Raw genomic sequence first — 17,138 nt, 5'->3', positions numbered from 1 at the left:
GTAGCTTCGACGGCATGACCAGCATGGATCAGCAGCCGCTCGGCTCCCCCTTCTCCGCGATCAGCACCGCCCGGGACATCACCGCCGGCCTCGACCTGTCCGGCACGAACGCCGTGGTGACCGGGGGCTACTCCGGGCTCGGCCTGGAGACCACCCGCGCCCTCACGTCCGCCGGAGCCCGCGTCATCGTCCCGGCACGCAGGCCCGACGTCGCGCGTGCCGCACTCGTGGACGTGGAGAACTGCGAAGTCGTCCCCATGGACTTGACCGATCTCGACAGCATGCGTGCCGCTGCCGCACACATCCGCCACTCCCTGCCCAGCCTCGATCTGCTCATGGCCGTCGCCGGAGTCATGGCCACCCCCGAACGGCACGTCGGACCCGGCTGGGAGAGCCAGCTCGCCGCCAACCACTTCGGCCACTTCGCCCTCGCCTGCGCGCTCTACCCGCTCCTGGCCGCCGCCGATGGTGCACGGGTCGTGGTCAACAGCTCCGCCGGCCACACCCTGAGCGGCATCCGCTGGGACGACCCGCACTTCCGCACCGGCTACGACAAGTGGCTCGCCTACGGCCAGGCCAAGACGGCCAACGCGCTCTTCGCCGTACACCTCGACGTCCTCGGGCAAGGGGACGGCGTCAGGGCCTTCTCGCTCCACCCAGGCAAAATCATCACTGGGCTGCAACGGGAGATGGCGCTCCAGGAGCAGATCGACCGCGGGTGGGTGGATGAACGCGGCAACGTGATCGCCGACGACTTCAAGACCGCCTCTCAAGGCGCCGCCACCGGCTTGTGGGCCGCCACCTCTCCCCTGCTCGCCGACCGCGGTGGTCTCTACCTGGAGGACTGCGACATCGCCGGCATCGCCGCACCCGACTCCCCGATGGACGGCGGCGGCGTCCGCGCCCACGCCGTCGACCCCGACGCGGCCGCACGACTGTGGGAGCTGTCCCTTGCCGCTACTGGCAGCACACCGATCACCCGATGACGCCTCCGCCTGTCGTCGCGACGCGCGTGATCACGCGAGGCCCTGCTCGCGTCGCTGAAGACGCAGTCCGTCGAGAAGGATGTCGAGGAGCCGGTCCGCCGTGACCGTGTGGCCGGGCTGGTGCGCGACGGTGAAGATCCCGATCAGGGCGGCCGCGATCTCCTCGGCTGTGACGTCGGGCCGGAGGTCCCCCACGGTGTGGCCCGCGGTGAGGATCGTCGAGATGGCGTTCAGGAGCTCGTCCCTGGTCCGGGCGTGGCTGACGGTGTCCGACTCGATCATCGTCAGCAGGGTGTCGAGCATGCCGTTCTTCGTCGCGATCCAGTCGCCGAACAGGTCCATCCAGCGCCGCATCGCGACGGCCGGGGCGCAGTCGGCGAGCAAGTCATGGGCACCGTTGGTCAGACGGCCGACTTGGTCGCGGTACACGGCCTCCACCAGCGCTTCGCGGGTCGGGAAGTGGCGATAGAGCGTCCCGATGCCGACACCGGCCTCGCGAGCGATGGCCCGCATCGACGTCTCCGCGCCGGGTGCCGCGAGGACGCGCGTCGCGACCTGGAGCAGCTGTTCGCGGTTGCGGGCGGCGTCGGCCCGCGGTGCCCGCGACTCTCGGTCGACCAAACGGATCACGCTCCGGTTATCGTGGATGCCATAAGCGGAGCATAGTCCGTTTCGGTGGATCCACGAACCGGGAGACCGGGAGAGGCGAGGAAGACATGCAGCAGTACGACAGCGCCATGCGGAACGGCGTGAGCAGGGCGGTCCGGCTCGAGTCATGGGGCGGCCCGGAGGCACTGGCTCTCCAGGACGTGCCCGAGCCGCGGGCGGGCGACGGGCAGATCCGCGTACGCGTGACGGCGGCCGGGTTGAACCCGATGGACTGGTTCATGACCGCGGACGCCGAGACCGCCGCACGGTTCGGCCTGAGCCTGCCGGCCGGGTTCGGGACCGACTACGCCGGAGTCGTCGACCAGGTCGGGGCGGGCGCGAGCGGTTACGCCGTCGGCGACCGCGTGTTCGGGGCGGCCCTGTCCCGGGCCGTCGCCGACCATGTCGTCCTCGACGCGGACGGGAACATCGCGAGCGGCATCGCTCATCACACCCCGGACGGTGTCGACGACCGCACCGCCGCCACCCTGTCGATCGCGGGCAGCACCGCGGCCGCGGCTCTCGACGTCCTCGGCCTCGGTCCGGACGACACGGTGCTGGTCGGCGGCGCGGGTGGTGGAGTCGGCGTGTTCGCGGTCCAGCTGGCGCGGATGGCGGGCGCGCGCGTCATCGGGACCGGCTCGCCGTCGTCGGCGGAGTATCTGCGCAGCCTCGGCGCCGAACCGGTCGCCTACGGCGAGGGCCTGGCCGACAGGGTCCGCGCCCTCGGGGTCGGCGCCGTCACCGCGGCTCTGGACCTGCACGGGACGGACACCGTGCAGGTCGCGCGCGTGCTGGGCGTGCCGGACGGTCGCATCTGCACCATCGCGGGTCAGGTCGACGGGGTCCACGCCGCCAACGGTGCCAACGCCGGACCCGAAGCGCTCGAGAACATCGCGCGCCTCGTCGCGGCCGGCCGTCTGCGGGTGCCCATCGCGGCGGCCTTCCCCGTCGAGGACATTCGCGCGGCCGTCGAGCTCCAGGCGGCCCGGCACGTCCGCGGCAAGGTCGTCGTCGACCTCGTTCCTCAGCCGTGAGAAACGCCCCGGGGGGCGAGACGGACCGGGTGCCGTCCACCGCACCGGCAGCACCGTGGGCCGTCTGACGGGAGCGTCGCCGGGTAGAGGGAGGAGTCCGGGTGACCAGCCGACCTGACACCCGGCCCGGAGGCGCTTCTCGGCCACATAGGATGATGGTGACGTGACGATTCCCTCGCAGCCCGACCTGCCGCAGCAGCCCGAGTGGTGGCAGTCGCTGCACCACATGTGGTTGCAGGCCATGCGCGTCACGGACGTCACCATGATCGCGGATTCGGTCTACGCGTCACTGGCCGGACAACCCGCCGCCGTCGTGGTGGTCGGCTGTCGGTGGACCTCACGAGGCGGCTCCTACGTGCGCTCGTTCCGGCCGGGTGACGAGAAGCCGATCACCCGGCGTCCCGGCGATCCCGACTGGCCGGATCCCGGCGAGTGGCCCCGCGTTCTCGCCGACGGGCAGCCTCCGGTAGCGGGTCCTGCGACAGCCGGCGAGGGCTTCCGGCTGGCTCGCGATGCCGGGGCCGGACAGGTGATGGAGTGCGTGTTCCCGCTCGGGCCCGACGACAGTGCGGGGCTGTGGCTGGGGCTCGCGGAGTCCGCGACCGAGGACGACGTGCGCACGGTCTGCGCGCAGCTCACTCAGGTGGCGGACGTCCTCATCGCCAGCAACCGCCACCTCCTCATGGAGCGGATGCAGGAACGACGGCGCGCGCGTGACGCGTTCCTGGCGGAGGCATCGCTCCAGATGGACGCGAGCCTGGACGCGGAGGAGACCCTGCGCCGGGTGGCTCGCCTGGCCGTGCCGGCCGTCGCCGACGGCTGCGTGGTCCATCTCGTGTCACCGAGCGGCAATCTCGAGCCGGTGGCCGTCGCCCATGTGGCCGCCACGGTCCAGCACTGGCTCAAGCTGTCGCCGGACGGCAGCTCGTGGCTCACCGACTTCGTGCAACGCCACGCCTCACCTCACGAGACGGTCCTGCTGCCCGGTGCCGAGATCGTCCAGGACGCCTTCGAGGAACCCTTGCCCGCCGGTCTGCGCGGGACAGGCGCCATGAGCGTGAGCCCGTTGCAGGCTCGCGGGCGCGCGCTGGGCACACTCACCTTTCTGTACGGCCGCGAGGACGTCGAGGACGACCATGTACGCATGGTCGACGACGTGGCGCGGCGAGCCGCCCTGGCCATCGACACCACCACGCTGTACGAGCAGCGGCGCCGGCACGTGGAGGCGCTGCAGCAGTCTTTGCTGCCGCCGCGGCTGCCCCGGGTGGAAGGCCTGGAACTGAGTGCGGCGTACGCGGTCGCCGACCACACGCTCGACGTGGGAGGCGACTTCTACGACGTGGTCGTGTCCGGGGACCGGGTCTGCCTGCTCATCGGCGATGTCTGCGGCAGGGGGGCGGAGGCCGCCGCTCTCACCGGGCTGGCCCGGCACACCCTGCGCACGGTACTGGAGGACGGCGCCGGCCCCGGGCTCGCGCTCAGCCGTCTCAACCAGGCGCTCCTGCGCGACCGGACCTCCCAGTTCGTCACCGCTCTCGTGATCGCGCTGGAACGCACGGACGAGGGGTGGTCGGCCGAGGTCGCCAACGCCGGGCATCCCTGGCCGCTGTGGCGCCGCGCGGACGGCCGGGTGCAGGAGATCGAGTCGCGGGGACTGCTTCTGGGCGTGGTGCCGGAGGCCCGGTACACGCCGGTGAGCCTGCGTCTGGCGGACTCGGACGCCCTCGTACTCTTCACGGACGGGCTCATCGAGGCGCGGTCCGCCGACGGCACGCAGTTCGAGATTCAACTTCCCGAGGCCGTCAGCAAGTTCGCGGCGACAGCGGGTTCCGCGGCAAACGATCTCATCGCCGCCTCGGCGGCGTTCCGGCAACTCGGTGACGACGACACTGCGGTGCTGATCGCGAAGGTGAAGGCATGAAGACGGACAACGACGGCGGGCCCGCTGTCAGGCGGCTCGACATGGGCACGATCCTGGTCGTGGAGGACTCCCAGGAGGACGCGGAGGCCATCCAGCGCGCCCTGTCCCGCAGCCACCCGATGCTGCGCCTGGAGTTCGTGGACCGCGGCGAGGGAGTGGCCGACCGGCTCCTGGCCGCCGAGACCCCGCCCGGCATCGTGCTGCTGGATCTGAACATGCCGGGCATGAGCGGGCACGACGTCCTGACAGCGGTCCGCGCGCACCCCGGCCTGAGCGCGGTCCGGATCGTGGTGTTCACGACCTCGACGGCCCCGGCGGAGGAGGACGCCTGCCATGCCGCCGGCGCCGACAGCTACGTCTACAAGCCGCTCAACTTCGATCTGTTCCGCACGGTGCTGACCGGAGCGGTCGACTACTGGCTGCGGCCCTCCGGCTGACCGATCCAGCCCGCCTCCCCGGGTGCGGGATCCTCTCCCAGGGTGAAGAAGAAGGCCGTTCCCTCGCCGGGCTCGCTGTGCAGCCAGACGCGACCGCCGTGTCGCTCCACGATCCGTCGGACCACGGCGAGGCCCACGCCGGTGCCTCCCCCGTGTTCCTGCGGACCGTGGAGACGACGGAAGAGATCGAAGACGTCGGTCTGGCGTTCCACCGGGATGCCCATCCCGTTGTCCCGGACCACCACCGCCGGTACGGCCGCCGCCTCGCCCGGAGCCACCGCGTTCTCGACGCCGACCTCCACCGTGCGGTCGTCCCGGTCGGCGGCGTACTTGGCGGCGTTGACCAAGAGGTTCAGGAACACTTCATACAGCCGGTCGGGGTCCGCCAGGACCGTCGGCAGCCGCTCGGGGCGCAGCAGACGGACGTGCTCCTCCGCCAGGCGCGGTCCAGCGATCTCGACTGCGGCGTCCAGTACGTCGTCGAGGGACACGGCGCGGCGCGTGAGGCCGGCACGTCCGGTACGGGCGTACAGCAGCAGCGAGTTGAGCAGGTCGTCCATGCGGGTGGCCAGGCGGCGCACGGTGCCCAGGCGGCTCACGCTGACCGGATCGAGCCGGTCCGCCGCGTCCTCCAGGGTGAAGGTCGCCGCGTTGGAGATCCCGCGGAGCGGTTCCTTGAGATCGTGCGCGGCGACGTGCGCGAACGAATCGAGGTCGTCGTTCGTCATGCGCAACTCGGAGTTGAGCGCGGCCAGTTCGTCGGCGTGCCGCAGCACGAGCCCGGTGAGCAGCCGCCACATCTCCTGCGCGGCGGACTGGTCGTCGGCCGTCCAGGGGAGGCTGCGCCCGCGGATCACGGAACGGAACACCGCGCCCGAGCCGCGCGGGGTGAGCCGCTCGCCGCGCGGCCCCACGAGCACCGGCCGCGCGGGATCCGCGGCCCATTGACGGGGCTCGGGACGCTCGGTCCGGAGCCAGGCCAGGAAGTCTCCGCCCTGACCAAGCGGCAGGACCAGCACTCCCGCGGGCAGGGGAATCCCGGTGGGCGGGACTCCGTCGGTGGCCAGGACCTCGGGCAGCCGGTCGCTCGTCCACGGCCGGCCCGGCCTCGACCGGGCCGCGTGCCGGCGCAGGATGGCGGGCAGCTCCTCGGGCACGTCCTGCCCGACGACGGTGACCCGGTCCTCGCGCACCAGGAGGAGTCCGTCGCCGCGCACCAGACGTCGCACGGCGTCGGCATGGTCGATGAGCGACGACTCGATGTCGGAGGTGAACTGCCGGACCACGGCGGCGGCGCGTTCGGCGGACGAGGTGAGCGCGTCCACTCGTTCGCGTTCCTCGATGGCGGCGAGCTGCATGGAGAAGGCGACACCGAAGAGTTCACAGGCTGAGCGGACCTCAGGGGTCAGGTGTGCGGGCGAACCACCGTGACAGGCGATCAGTCCCCACAGCCCGCCTTCGCGCAGGAGGGAGACGGACATCGACGAGCGCACGCCGATGTTCCGCAGGTATTCGAGGTGGAACTCGGAGACGGTGCGCAGCGCGGCGCCGGACAGGTCGAGCGGCCGGCCCGTGCTCTGCCGCACCGGCGGATACAGCCGTGCGGTGGTGTCGTCGACGTCGGCGATGACACGGATCCAGTTCTCCTCGTAGAGGCGGCGCGCCTGCGGCGGGATGTCCGTGGCCGGGAACCACAGGCCCAGCCAGGGCTCCCAGCCGTCCTGCACGCTCTCCGCCAGCACCTCGCCCGGGCCGTTCCTCTCGTCGAAGCGGTAGGCGACCACCCGGTCGAATCCGGTGAGTTCCCGGACCTCGCGGACGGCGGCCTCGCAGCATTCCTGCACGGTGGCGGCGCCGCGCAGCCTGCGCAGGGCGCGGCGCACCCCGTCGTAGAAGCCCATCGAGGAGCGGCTGCCGGTCGTCGACCCGGCGCGCGGCTCGACCTCGATGACCACGAGGCCCTCGCGGCGGTGCACGGACAGATCGAACCCGGCTCCGGGCCCGGTGGGTCCGGCCGGGACGTGGAGGACGACCGTGGAGTCGTCCTTCTCCGTCGCCTCCAGGACCTCCTCCCAGACCGCGCCGTCGAGCACTCCCGTGACGTGCTCCCCGACCAGGTCCTCGGCGTCGATGCCGAAGAACGCGTGCAGGTTCTCCGCGGCGACCTCGACGACGCCGTCCTGCGGTCGGGCGGCGACGACCGTCCCGTAGGACTGCACACCGCCCAAGAGGTGGATCTCCTCGCGCACGCACTGCGACAGGTCGAACTGCGCCGGCACGGACGCCTCGGCCTCGCGCGATCGGGCCGACAGCCATTCGTCGTACATGCACGCATCATGCCCTGCGCCGCCGCGATCGGCGCGGGTGGATGCCTCCCCAAGTGGCAGAGGGAGATCGCCCTGGCGTGCGACGGGACGGCCCCTACGCTGAGCCCATGCACACGGTCGAGCTGCTGCCCGATGACGCGACGGACGAGGTGGTGCGCGAGGCATGGGCGGCGCTGGCCGCGGCCGGGGCCCCGAGTCAGGCGGGCCACCCGCACCCGACGAACCGCCCTCATCTCACCCTCTTCACGCTGCCCGCGCTGCCGTCGGGGCTGCGGCTCGCGCTGGGCGACGCCCTGTCGGCGGCGCTGCCGTTGCCGCTGCGGATCTCGGGGCCCCATGTGTTCTCGGGGAGGACCGGCACGCTGGCCTGGCTGGTCGCCGCCGATCCGGCGCTGGTGGAGCTGCGCGTACGACTCCGGGGGCTGGCCGAGGACGTGCTCGGTCCCTGGTGCGTGGGGAGTCATGAGCGGCGACCGGAGGACTGGTGCCCCCACGTGACCCTCGGACGCAGCCGCCGGGCGGCGGCCTGGTCGACGCCTGGATCCGTGGGCTTCCAGGTTCTACCGGATCCGCCGAAGGCCGGGCTGTGGACGAGGGCACGTACGTACGACAGTGCTTCGCGCACCACCGAGCCGCTGGCGCCCTGAGGCCGCGTCGGTGACGGCACCACGCCGTGCCTCCCGCGATGGGCTCTAGTCGAGGGCGATGAGCGGGGCCCTTCCTGCGACGGCATCCGGCACCGTCGCGTACTGCTCGAAGACGGACGCGGTGCCGGTGACGTCGAGCAGCCGCTGCGTCTGCCGCGTCACGCCGATGAGCAGCACCCTTCGCTGCCGGCGCGTGACCAGGAGAAGGTTGAGCAGCGACGAGTCGCAGAATCCGACCCCGCTCAGATCGAAGGCGATGGGGCCGGAATGGGTGCGCAGAGCCTCGGCGCGGGCTCGCTCGAGCGGATCCAGGGTGGTGAAGTCCAGCTCGCCGGCCACCGCGATCACCCACAGGTCTCCGACCGCGGATGATGAGAGCGCGAAGGCCTCCTGCTCGTCTCGGGGCAGATCCATGAGTCCTCTCCGTTGTTCGTGTTGGTCACCGTGAACACTGTTGCCCCAGACCAACTGTTCGAATGCGTAACGATACGCACATCGAAACGTTCCGCCCCACTGACCCACCCCTGCACGCTCAGTCTTGTTCCACCGCGTCCTTCGCCAACTGCACCGCGGCGTACAGGCTCAACGAGGGCTCGGCCCGGCGCAGGATCTTGATCGCCTCCACCGCGTCCGCACGCCCCTCGTACCCCGCGGCCGACAACCGCGCCCGCACCCACCGCCCGCGCAACTCCGCCTCACTCGCGGCCGCCTGCTGCGCGATCAGACCGGCGGCCCGCTCCAGGCCGGGCCGTTCGGCGTCCGAGGCGACACGAAGCGCGGCAGCGACGGCGTCGGCGATGTGGTCGGCGTCCCGCAGGACGAGGACGTGCAGTTCGTTCTTGCTCTTGAAGATCATCGCTCCATGGTGCGGGACCGGAGCTCCCTCGTGGAAACCGGCCGATCGTTCCAGGGCCCGGCGTCCGCCGTGCTGGAGCAGAGGACTTTCGTCCTGTCGGGTGGTGTCTTTCGCGGTGCGCGGAGGGCGAGTCCCCGGGCTACGTTGGACGGGCGACAGGAGATCACCGCCGGATGGCGGCAGATCCTGACGTACGTCCCGTCCTCGGGACGGCAAGAGAAAGTAGTACCAGCGTCGGCGTGCCGCCCGGGCCGCCTCTTCGATGACGCGAGGGCACCAGTTGAGAGATCCTGGTTCCCGGTACTACGACCTGCTCCAGAGTCCTCGTTTCCGGGAACCACCCACCCCGAACGGAATGACTCATGTCGCAGCTCGAGCGCAACAAGCAGATCGTCGTCGACTACTACCGGACCGCCTTCGGCGGCAACCCCCGGAAGGCCGTCGCGGACCACTTCGGCGACCGCTACATCCAGCACAACCCGGACGCCGCCGACGGCCCGGAGGCCTTCACCGGATTCGTGGACTGGCTGCGCGGCGAGTACCCGCAGCTGCGGCTGGAGATCAAGCGGGTCCTGGCAGAAGGCGACATGGTCGTCACGCACTCCCACCTCGTCCTGGAGCCCGGCAAGCCGGGTCGCGCCCTGGCCGACTTCTTCCGGCTGGAGAACGGCAAGGTCGTCGAGCACTGGGACGTCATCCAGGACGTGCCGGAGAACGCGGCCAACACCAACGGCATGTTCTGACGACCGCGCAGCCCCGCCTGTGCCCCTCGCGAACGGCCCCGCCTCCCTCAGGGGAGGCGGGGCCGTTCGCGCCCGCTGATGCGGAGCGTGACGTATCTGACGTATGCAGGGCGATCGTCCGGGAAAAAGCAAAGACGGCAGTGCCACCGATCGAGGAGGAGGTTGTTCTCATGAGCGCTCCAGAGATGCCGTTCATGGAGCGCATGACCAGTTCCGAAGCACGTGCGCACACACGGGCTGCCCTCATCCCGCTCTGCGAGTCCCTTCCCCCGGACCGGGCTCGACGCCTGCTGGAGGACGCACTCCTCGTGGTCAGCGAACTGGTGGGCAACGCCCTGAACCACGGGGGCGGCGTCAACCACTTCTGCACGCGGGAACAGGACGGCGAGTTCGTGGTCGAGATCGGGGACCGCAGCAGCGTTCCACCCCGGACGATCCCCTACGACCCGAGCGTCCCCGGCGGATTCGGCTGGCTGATGGTCCACAGTCTGAGTCGCAGCGTGACGGTCAGGCATCACGAAGAAGGAAAGATCATCATCGCTGTCCTCGACGGCGTCTCCTACAGCTGACGCCGGCAGCGCGTCCACCGAAGGGTGGTGTCGGAACCGGAGCCGGCACCACCCTCGGCCCGCAGCGAAGCGAACTCCCCCGAGGACCGGCTTCGTGGCGGCCGGAGGCGTCAGAGCAACCGGCCGGAGGCATGGCCCCCGGGGTCGTCCGCGAGCACGACGGTTCCCTTGATCCTTTTGCCCACCGGCTCTCGGTGCACCTCAAAACTGCGGCATACGGCCATCACGATCTCCAGCCCGTGCTGACCCAACCGCTGCGGATCCGCGGCCTGGGCCACCGGCGGCGCCGCTTCGCCGTCCCAGACGGTCACCTCCACGGCCCCCGCGTTGACCTCCAACGTCAACAGACACGGACCCGACGCGTGCCGATGGGCATTGGTCACCAGCTCGCTGACGACGAGCTGCACCACGGTCGTCACCCGTTCCGAGACAGGAACCCCGAGCGTCGTCTGGACGTCGGCCAGGAACCCTCGGGCCAGATGGCGAGCCTCAGCGATCTCCGCGCTGCCCTCGAACAGGGCCGACACCGGCTCGACGATCCCCGATGTCCGGCCGTCGCCCACCTCTGCCCGCACCACGTGACCCACCTTCCGCCGACAGTGTCCGCACCGGACCACCACCCCGTACCCCGGCGTCTCGTGATCAAGCACGGTACTGAGGAAGGTGCTTCGACGGCGGCGGCGCTGCTCACCGGCCCGGGCGGCCCGGATCAGTCGAAGAGTGCCACAAGCCCGTTCACGAAGATCGCGAGGAAGACGAGAACCGCCACCAGGCAGCCGCCGCCCGCCAGCACACCGCCGACCGTCCACGGCCCGGAGGGGACCTCGTCCGCCGACGGGTAGGAGGCACGGTCGTCCCAGTCGACGGGGTGCCCCAACTCCTCGGCGCAGGCGGTCCGCACCGCGGCCAGCTGCTCCTCCGCGAAGGCGGTGACGGCCTGTGACTCGGAGCCCTGCCACGCGAGGGCCCTCATCCGCCGCGCGGGAGTCGCGTACCGCGTTTCGAAGGCAGCGGTCTCGTCGGCGTTCCGGTCCTCTTCGAGGTACATCCAGCGCCCGGCCTCGGCGGCATCACCGTAGAGCCGGTAGACCTCGGCGAGACGACGGCGGAGCGTCAGGTCGTGCGGGAAGGACGAGAGGAGACCGCGCAGGCGCTGGCGTGCGACGGGGACCCGGCCGGCGGCCAGGTCCGCGTCGACGCGCGCGAGTGTCTCTGTCAGGGGCATGACCGCATGATCGGGGAGCGCGCCGGCCTACGTCGACCGGGTTTCGCCGTTCGACGCCCGCGCGCCCTCCCGGCAGCGGTCCCACCTCGTGGAGACGGACCACCGCCGACGGCGGGACAGACTCCGAGGCCGTCCGGGGAAGGGACGTGCGGTGGCTACTCGCCTGCCATGAGACCCGTCCGCAGCTTGCCGACCACCTTGGTGATCAGGCGGGAAACGTGCATCTGCGAGCAGCCCAGCTCGTCGGCGATGTCCTGCTGCGTGCGCTCCTCGACGAAGCGCAGATGGATCAGCCGACGGTCCCGCTCGCCCAGATCCGCCACCAGCGGCGCGAGCGAGTGGAAGTTCTCGACGAGTTCGAACCGGTCCTCGTCGACGCCGATGAAGCTGGCCAGGACCGTGTCGGACTCGTCGTCTGCGCCGTTGACGGCAGCGTCGAGGGACACGCTGTTGTAGCCGTTGGACGCCTTCTGCGCCTCGGCCACCTCGGCCGGGGCGAGCTGCATCAGTTCGGCCAGTTCCGCCGTCGTGGGTGTGCGGCCCAAGCGGGTGCGGAGTTCCTCGGTCGCCTTGGACAGCTCGATGCGGGCTTCCTGGAGTCGGCGCGGCACGTGCACGGCCCAGGAGGTGTCGCGGAAGAAACGCTTGATCTCCCCGGTGATGTAGGGCACGGCGAAGGAGGTGAACTCGACCTCGCGTGACAGCTCGAACCGGTCGATCGCCTTGATCAGGCCGATCGTGCCGACCTGGACGATGTCCTCCATCTCCTCCTGGCCGCGGTGCCGGAAGCGCGAGGCGGCGTACTGCACGAGCGAGAGGTTCATCTCGATCAGCACATTGCGCACATAGCTGTACTCGCGCGTCCCTTCCTCCAGCTCGGCGAGCCGGCGGAAGAAGTGCGGGCCTATCTCACGGGCATTCTTGGGGCGCACCGAGGCGGGATCGGCGTACGCGCGCTCCACGAGCCTCGTCTCCGCCTCTTCCGCCAGGGTGTTCGCCCGGTCGTGAGCCGTCGTGATGGTCATGGATCGCCCGCCTGCCCTGCTCGATGCTGCGCCGGATGTGCTGTTCGGACCCGGTTCCCCGGCAGGCGGTCCTGACACGTACGGGTTCCGCGGCCCTCGTGTTCCGGCGCGCTTCGGCGCGTCCGGTTTAAGCACGGGCCGCAGGGTCAGTCGGAGGGTGGACACAGATAGGTGCGTATGCCGCATAACATGATCAATCCCCTCACCACACAGGTACCGGAGGATTCGCCATGAGCGAGAACATCTGGAACTACTCCTCGACGGCCGGCCACACCCCGGGCGCCGATCTGACCGGCTACAAGGTCGAGGCGTCCGACGGCGGCATCGGCAAGGTCGACAAGCACTCGCACGAGGTCGGCAGCCAGTACATCGTCGTCGACACCGGCACGTGGATCTTCGGCAAGGAGGTACTGCTGCCCGCGGGCACGATCACCGCCGTCGACGCCGAGGCCAGGACGATCCGCGTCGCACGCAGCAAGGAAGAGATCAAGGCGGCCCCGGAGTTCGACCGGGACAAGCACCTCGGCAACGCCGATTACCAGCGTGAACTCGGCACCCACTACAGCAGCGGCTCGGGGAGCGGGATCACCGCGCCCACACCGCCGGGAACCCCGGGAACGGACCCCACCCGGCCGAACGGCCCCACCACCTGACCGTGAAGAGGAAGGGCCAGCCGCCGACGGGTCGCGTGACGTCATTGGGCCGGACGAGTCGCCGGGCTGCGGCAGCCCGGTGAACGTGCGCGGCTCCCCTCCACGCGGCCGCGGATGCGAGGAGAACTTTCATACCGTCCGAAAATGACCAGAGGAACACTTCACGAGCGTCCGGTCAGGCGGCGGACCTCTCTGAGCGCCGCGGCCGCCGGATGTCTGTTGGTCGCCGTGGCGGCCGTCCTGCCCGCGGCCTCCTCGCCGGCCGCCGCCCCGTCGGAGGGTGGCTCCGATCTGCTGCAGGAGACGTTCACCGGCACCTCGGTGATGGATCCGGGGTTCGTTCCGCTGAACACCGTGTGCCTGACGGGCGCATCGCAGGAGCCGCCGGCCGATCAGTCGGCGACCGGGCCCTGCTCGGACCCGGACCAGCAGACGCAGCCCGTACCGGTGTCCGGCCGCACGCCGGGCTGGCTGCAACTGACCGACGAGGGCAACTACCGGCGCGGCGGCCTGCTCTACAACCGGCCGCTGCCGGGCAACGGCGGGCTCCAGGTCACGTTCGACCAGTTCCAGTACGGCGGGAACGGCGCGGACGGCATCGGCTTCTTCCTGGTCGACGGCTCCGTGGACCTCACTTCGGCAGGAGCGGACGGCGGCTCCCTCGGCTACGCCCAGCGCAACCTGACTCCCGGGGTCGACGGCGGCTACCTCGGCGTGGGCCTGGACGCCTACGGCAACTACGCCAACGACGCCGAGAACCGGGGCATGGGCTGCACGCAGCCGCGGACCTCGCCCGTCGACGGTTTCAACATCGTGCCCGACAGTGTGGTGCTGCGCGGTCCCGGGCAGGGCCTCGACGGCTACTGCTACCTCGCCGGCACCCTCGTGGCGGACAGCTCCAGGCCCGGCGGCTACACGTCGAATCTGCCCGGACCGCTGCGTGCCTCCACCGACGATCCCGAACAGGCCCTGCGCACCGCGCGGGTGACGGTCAGCCCCGAACTCCGGCCGCTGGTGACCGTCGAGATCGACTTCAAGGACGGCAAGGGGTTCCAGACGGTACTGACCCGGCGGATGCCCACCGAGGCCCCCAGAACCTACAAGTTCGGCTTCTCGGGATCGACCGGCGGCCTCACGGACACGCATCTGCTGCGCGGACTGACGGCCCGGTCCGTGGACAGCCTCGACAGCCTGAACCTGGTCAAGTCGGTGGCCTCCACCCCGCCTCCGGCACACACGCCGTACCACGTGGGCGACACCGTCTCCTATCAGTTCCTGGTCACCAACACCTCGCCCGAGGAACTGACTTCGGTCACGGTGACCGATCCGCTCGTCACGGACATCACCTGCCCGCGCACCACACTCGGCCCGGCCGGCGGCCCGGAGGCCTCCATGGAGTGCACCGGCGGCTACGTGGTCACCGAGGACGACGCCGAGCGCGGGACCATCGTGAACACGGCCGCCGCCCAGGGCCTCAGCCCCGGCGGCTCGGAGGTCCCCTCGAACCCGTCCAGCGTCACGGTCCCGGTGTTCACCCCGAACCCTCGGCTGACCCTGTCCAAGACCGCCTCCCCGTCGAAGGCCGGGCCCGGCGACAAGGTGACCTACACGGTGAAGGCCGTGAACACCGGGAACAGCCCCTACACGCCCGCACACCTCACCGACGATCTGAGCGGCGTCCTGGACGACGCGGACTACAACGACGACGCCATGGCCTCCACGGGAACCGTGACGCGCACCGATGACCACCTCGACTGGACCGGCGACCTCGATCCGGGCGAGACGGCCACCATCGTCTACAGCGTCACCGTGCACGACCCGGCGAACGGGGACGGGACGCTGCGCAACGTGGTGACCACCGACGCCGACGGGGGCGGCTGCGCCGACACGACGTCCTCCACGGCGCGGCGAGCCGCCGACCCCGCCTGCACCACCGATGTCCCGGTCGTCACCCCGTCACCGACGGACTCCCCCAGCCCGACCGATTCCCCCTCCCCCACCGATTCCCCGTCTCCCACCGATTCCCCCGGCCCGACGGACTCCCCGTCACCGACCGACTCACCGAGCCCGACCGACGCACCGTCCCCGACCGACAGTCCGTCGCCGACGGCCTCGCCCAGCCCGAGCGGCAGTCCGAGCGGCAGCCCGTCGCCGACCGGGTCCCCCACGCCCACGGGCTCCCCGACCTCCGGGCCGTCGCCCGCGCCGACGGTCGAGCCGTCCCGGAGCGTGCCGCCCGCCGGCCACCCGGGACACGGCGGCCACGGCCATCTCGCCGACAGCGGCACCCCCGTGATGTACGCCCTCGTGGCCGGACTGGCCGCCCTCGGCGCGGGCCTGTTCGCCCTCTCCCGCAAGCAGCGCCGCCACCGGAGCTGAGCACCCCGCAAGCGCGGAGAAGCGGCTGCTGCCCGGAGTGTCCGGGCAGCAGCCGCTTCTTCGGCCGACAGGCGCTTGTCAGGCGTGGGCCTGCCGCTGGTGGACCTCTCCGGTCATCGCCTCCAGCTCCTGGCCCGTGGTCTCGGGCACCTTGGTCCGGGTGAAGACGAGGGCCACGACCGCGAAGAAGGCGAACGCCCCGTACAGCCAGGACAGGCCGACGTGCTTCGTCATCGGCTCGAAGGAGAACGTCACGATGAAGTTGAAGATCCAGTTGGACGCCGTACCGATGGCGAGCGCATAGCCGCGCATCCGGTTCGGGAACATCTCGGCGAGCATGATCCACAGGATCGGGCCCCAGGAGAGGGCGAAGAAGACGACGAAGACGTTCGCGCCCACGAGGGCCACCGGGCCCCACGAACCCGGAAGCGAGACGTTCGCGCCGGTGCCGTGCTGCTGGGAGAACGCGACCGCGGCCATCAGCAGACCGACGAACATGCCGATCGAACCGATCGTCAGCAGCCGCCGCCGGCCGACCCGGTCGACGAAGAGCATCGCGACGACCGTCATGACCACGTTGATGCCCGCCGTGATGACGGACGTGATGAACGAGTCGCCGGTGCTGAAGCCCACGGAGTGCCACAGCGTCGTGGAGTAGTAGAAGATCGCGTTGATGCCGATGAGCTGCTGGAGCGCGGCCATGATGATGCCCACCCACACCAGCGGGTGCAGCCCGAAACGGTTGCCGCGGATGTCGGCGAACGACGGACGGTGCTCGGCGGAGATCGTCTGCTGGATCTCCGCGACCTTGGCCCGCGGATCGGTCTCGCCACTGACCCGGCCCAGGACCTCCGCCGCCTGGTCGAGGCGGCCCCGGGAGACGAGGTACCGCGGCGACTCGGGGATCAGCAGCGCGAGCACCCCGTAGATCACGGCGGGCACGACACCGACGAGGAACATCCAGCGCCACGCCTCGATGCCCCACCACAGATCGCGGGACGGTCCGCCGGCCCAGTGCGACAGCACCGCGTTGGAGCTGAGCACCACGAGCTGGCCGATGGTGATCGCGAGCTGTTGCAGCGATCCCAGCGCGCCGCGCCCCTTGGCCGGGGCGATCTCGGAGATGTACGCGGGTGCGATCACCGACGCCACGCCGATGCCGAGACCGCCGACGACGCGCCAGACCAGCAGCGACGGGACGTTGAACGCGGTCGCCGTGCCGACCGAGCTGAGGACGAAGAGGACCGCGCCGACCACCATGACGGCCCGCCGCCCGAAGCGGTCGGCGAGCCGGCCGGCGAACCAGGCGCCCGCCGCGCAGCCGAGCAGCGCGATGGAGACCACGAAGCCGGACATGAAGGAGCCCAGTGTGAACTGGTCGGTCAGGGACTCGACCGCGCCGTTGATCACGGAGGAGTCGAAGCCGAAGAGGAATCCTCCGACGGCGGCCGCGACGGCGATACCGATCGCCTTGCCGCGGGTTCCGCGCCCGGCTGACAACGTTGTCTTATCGACTGTGCTGGACACTGGGTGTACACCTGTTTCGCTGTATCGCGGTGGGACGTCAAACGTCACGGATGCCCGTTCGGCACAGAGCGTGCCGCGACGGACCACGGGCCACGCTAGGACGACTTCGTTCGCTCAAGCAATGATCAGCCGCAAGGTGCGAGTCTCGCCACAACGAA

Annotated in this window: 17 protein-coding genes; 9 read left to right on the top strand and 8 right to left on the bottom strand. The window is 70.6% G+C overall.

Annotated elements, in window-relative coordinates:
- Positions 1-14 precede the first annotated feature (14 nt).
- Entirely contained in the window at positions 15-986 is a 972-nt protein-coding gene (locus K377_RS32185) for an SDR family NAD(P)-dependent oxidoreductase (protein ID WP_111667122.1), read from the top strand.
- 30 nt (positions 987-1,016) lie between these two features.
- Here K377_RS32185 and K377_RS32180 read toward each other — a convergent pair whose 3' ends face one another.
- The gene (locus K377_RS32180; RefSeq protein WP_258395204.1) at positions 1,017-1,616 is read right to left on the bottom strand and encodes a TetR/AcrR family transcriptional regulator; all 600 of its coding nucleotides are present in this window, start codon (positions 1,614-1,616) and stop codon (positions 1,017-1,019) included.
- 86 nt (positions 1,617-1,702) lie between these two features.
- On the opposite strand from K377_RS32180, the gene K377_RS32175 reads away from it, so the two are divergent.
- From K377_RS32175 to K377_RS32165, 3 genes are all read left to right on the top strand, one after another.
- Positions 1,703-2,671, top strand: coding sequence for an NADP-dependent oxidoreductase (locus K377_RS32175; protein ID WP_111667120.1), 969 nt, complete (start codon positions 1,703-1,705; stop codon positions 2,669-2,671).
- A gap of 163 nt (positions 2,672-2,834) precedes the next feature.
- Complete coding sequence (locus K377_RS32170) at positions 2,835-4,592, top strand: PP2C family protein-serine/threonine phosphatase (RefSeq protein ID WP_258395203.1); 1,758 nt, start codon at positions 2,835-2,837, stop codon at positions 4,590-4,592.
- A complete protein-coding gene (locus tag K377_RS32165) occupies positions 4,589-5,029 on the top strand; it encodes a response regulator (protein WP_111667119.1) in 441 nt (146 codons plus the stop codon). Before K377_RS32170 ends, K377_RS32165 begins: the two co-directional genes overlap by 4 nt.
- Here K377_RS32165 and K377_RS32160 read toward each other — a convergent pair.
- Positions 5,005-7,356 (bottom strand): ATP-binding protein, encoded by a 2,352-nt coding sequence (locus K377_RS32160; RefSeq protein WP_111667118.1) that lies wholly within the window; start codon positions 7,354-7,356, stop codon positions 5,005-5,007. The two genes, K377_RS32165 and K377_RS32160, sit on opposite strands and share 25 nt — an antisense overlap.
- A 107-nt stretch (positions 7,357-7,463) precedes the next feature.
- Between K377_RS32160 and K377_RS32155 the strand changes: the two genes are divergently transcribed.
- A complete protein-coding gene (locus K377_RS32155; RefSeq protein WP_111667241.1) occupies positions 7,464-8,003 on the top strand; it encodes a 2'-5' RNA ligase family protein in 540 nt (179 codons plus the stop codon).
- 45 nt (positions 8,004-8,048) lie between these two features.
- Here K377_RS32155 and K377_RS32150 read toward each other — a convergent pair whose 3' ends face one another.
- A complete protein-coding gene (locus K377_RS32150; protein WP_111667117.1) occupies positions 8,049-8,417 on the bottom strand; it encodes an STAS domain-containing protein in 369 nt (122 codons plus the stop codon).
- Positions 8,418-8,535: 118 nt separating this feature from the next.
- Entirely contained in the window at positions 8,536-8,859 is a 324-nt protein-coding gene (locus K377_RS32145) for a hypothetical protein (RefSeq protein ID WP_111667116.1), read from the bottom strand.
- 362 nt (positions 8,860-9,221) lie between these two features.
- Here K377_RS32145 and K377_RS32140 point away from each other — a divergent pair, with 362 nt between their 5' ends.
- Positions 9,222-9,602 carry a nuclear transport factor 2 family protein gene (locus tag K377_RS32140; RefSeq protein ID WP_111667115.1) on the top strand — a complete coding sequence of 127 codons (381 nt, stop codon included), beginning with the start codon at positions 9,222-9,224 and terminating at the stop codon, positions 9,600-9,602.
- 170 nt (positions 9,603-9,772) lie between these two features.
- Positions 9,773-10,171: an ATP-binding protein gene (locus tag K377_RS32135; protein ID WP_146614794.1), complete on the top strand. Its 399-nt coding sequence runs from the start codon at positions 9,773-9,775 to the stop codon at positions 10,169-10,171.
- Positions 10,172-10,281: 110 nt separating this feature from the next.
- Here the strand turns inward: K377_RS32135 and K377_RS32130 are convergent, their stop codons facing one another.
- The 3 genes from K377_RS32130 to K377_RS32120 all read right to left on the bottom strand — a co-directional run bounded on the left by K377_RS32130 (position 10,282) and on the right by K377_RS32120 (position 12,421).
- Positions 10,282-10,749, bottom strand: a complete 468-nt coding sequence (locus tag K377_RS32130; protein ID WP_258395202.1) for an ATP-binding protein — start codon at positions 10,747-10,749, stop codon at positions 10,282-10,284.
- A gap of 131 nt (positions 10,750-10,880) precedes the next feature.
- Complete coding sequence (locus tag K377_RS32125) at positions 10,881-11,396, bottom strand: DUF6584 family protein (protein WP_111667113.1); 516 nt, start codon at positions 11,394-11,396, stop codon at positions 10,881-10,883.
- 155 nt (positions 11,397-11,551) lie between these two features.
- The gene (locus tag K377_RS32120) at positions 11,552-12,421 is read right to left on the bottom strand and encodes a SigB/SigF/SigG family RNA polymerase sigma factor (protein ID WP_111667112.1); all 870 of its coding nucleotides are present in this window, start codon (positions 12,419-12,421) and stop codon (positions 11,552-11,554) included.
- Positions 12,422-12,651: 230 nt separating this feature from the next.
- Between K377_RS32120 and K377_RS32115 the strand changes: the two genes are divergently transcribed.
- Entirely contained in the window at positions 12,652-13,074 is a 423-nt protein-coding gene (locus K377_RS32115; RefSeq protein WP_111667111.1) for a PRC-barrel domain-containing protein, read from the top strand.
- A 144-nt stretch (positions 13,075-13,218) separates the two neighbouring features.
- Positions 13,219-15,453 (top strand): DUF11 domain-containing protein, encoded by a 2,235-nt coding sequence (locus tag K377_RS32110; protein ID WP_161195079.1) that lies wholly within the window; start codon positions 13,219-13,221, stop codon positions 15,451-15,453.
- Positions 15,454-15,531: 78 nt separating this feature from the next.
- Here the strand turns inward: K377_RS32110 and K377_RS32105 are convergent, their stop codons facing one another.
- Positions 15,532-16,953 carry a sugar porter family MFS transporter gene (locus K377_RS32105; protein ID WP_181512692.1) on the bottom strand — a complete coding sequence of 474 codons (1,422 nt, stop codon included), beginning with the start codon at positions 16,951-16,953 and terminating at the stop codon, positions 15,532-15,534.
- Positions 16,954-17,138: the final 185 nt, after the last annotated feature.

Source organism: Streptomyces sp. PsTaAH-137 (assembly GCF_003259365.1).
Lineage (GTDB): Bacteria > Actinomycetota > Actinomycetes > Streptomycetales > Streptomycetaceae > Streptomyces.
The sequence above is the reverse complement of the archived record's forward strand: the minus strand, read 5'-3'. Positions and strand labels throughout refer to the sequence as shown.

Excerpts from the sequence above, each read along its gene's own strand:
- K377_RS32185 (WP_111667122.1), top strand. The coding sequence starts at position 15 with ATGACCAGCATGGATCAGCAGCCGCTCGGCTCCCCCTTCTCCGCGATC.
- K377_RS32175 (WP_111667120.1), top strand. The coding sequence starts at position 1,703 with ATGCAGCAGTACGACAGCGCCATGCGGAACGGCGTGAGCAGGGCGGTC.
- K377_RS32165 (WP_111667119.1), top strand. The coding sequence starts at position 4,589 with ATGAAGACGGACAACGACGGCGGGCCCGCTGTCAGGCGGCTCGACATG.
- K377_RS32160 (WP_111667118.1), bottom strand. The coding sequence starts at position 7,356 with ATGTACGACGAATGGCTGTCGGCCCGATCGCGCGAGGCCGAGGCGTCC.
- K377_RS32155 (WP_111667241.1), top strand. The coding sequence starts at position 7,464 with ATGCACACGGTCGAGCTGCTGCCCGATGACGCGACGGACGAGGTGGTG.
- K377_RS32150 (WP_111667117.1), bottom strand. The coding sequence starts at position 8,417 with ATGGATCTGCCCCGAGACGAGCAGGAGGCCTTCGCGCTCTCATCATCC.
- K377_RS32145 (WP_111667116.1), bottom strand. The coding sequence starts at position 8,859 with ATGATCTTCAAGAGCAAGAACGAACTGCACGTCCTCGTCCTGCGGGAC.
- K377_RS32140 (WP_111667115.1), top strand. The coding sequence starts at position 9,222 with ATGTCGCAGCTCGAGCGCAACAAGCAGATCGTCGTCGACTACTACCGG.
- K377_RS32135 (WP_146614794.1), top strand. The coding sequence starts at position 9,773 with ATGAGCGCTCCAGAGATGCCGTTCATGGAGCGCATGACCAGTTCCGAA.
- K377_RS32125 (WP_111667113.1), bottom strand. The coding sequence starts at position 11,396 with ATGCCCCTGACAGAGACACTCGCGCGCGTCGACGCGGACCTGGCCGCC.
- K377_RS32120 (WP_111667112.1), bottom strand. The coding sequence starts at position 12,421 with ATGACCATCACGACGGCTCACGACCGGGCGAACACCCTGGCGGAAGAG.
- K377_RS32115 (WP_111667111.1), top strand. The coding sequence starts at position 12,652 with ATGAGCGAGAACATCTGGAACTACTCCTCGACGGCCGGCCACACCCCG.
- K377_RS32110 (WP_161195079.1), top strand. The coding sequence starts at position 13,219 with ATGACCAGAGGAACACTTCACGAGCGTCCGGTCAGGCGGCGGACCTCT.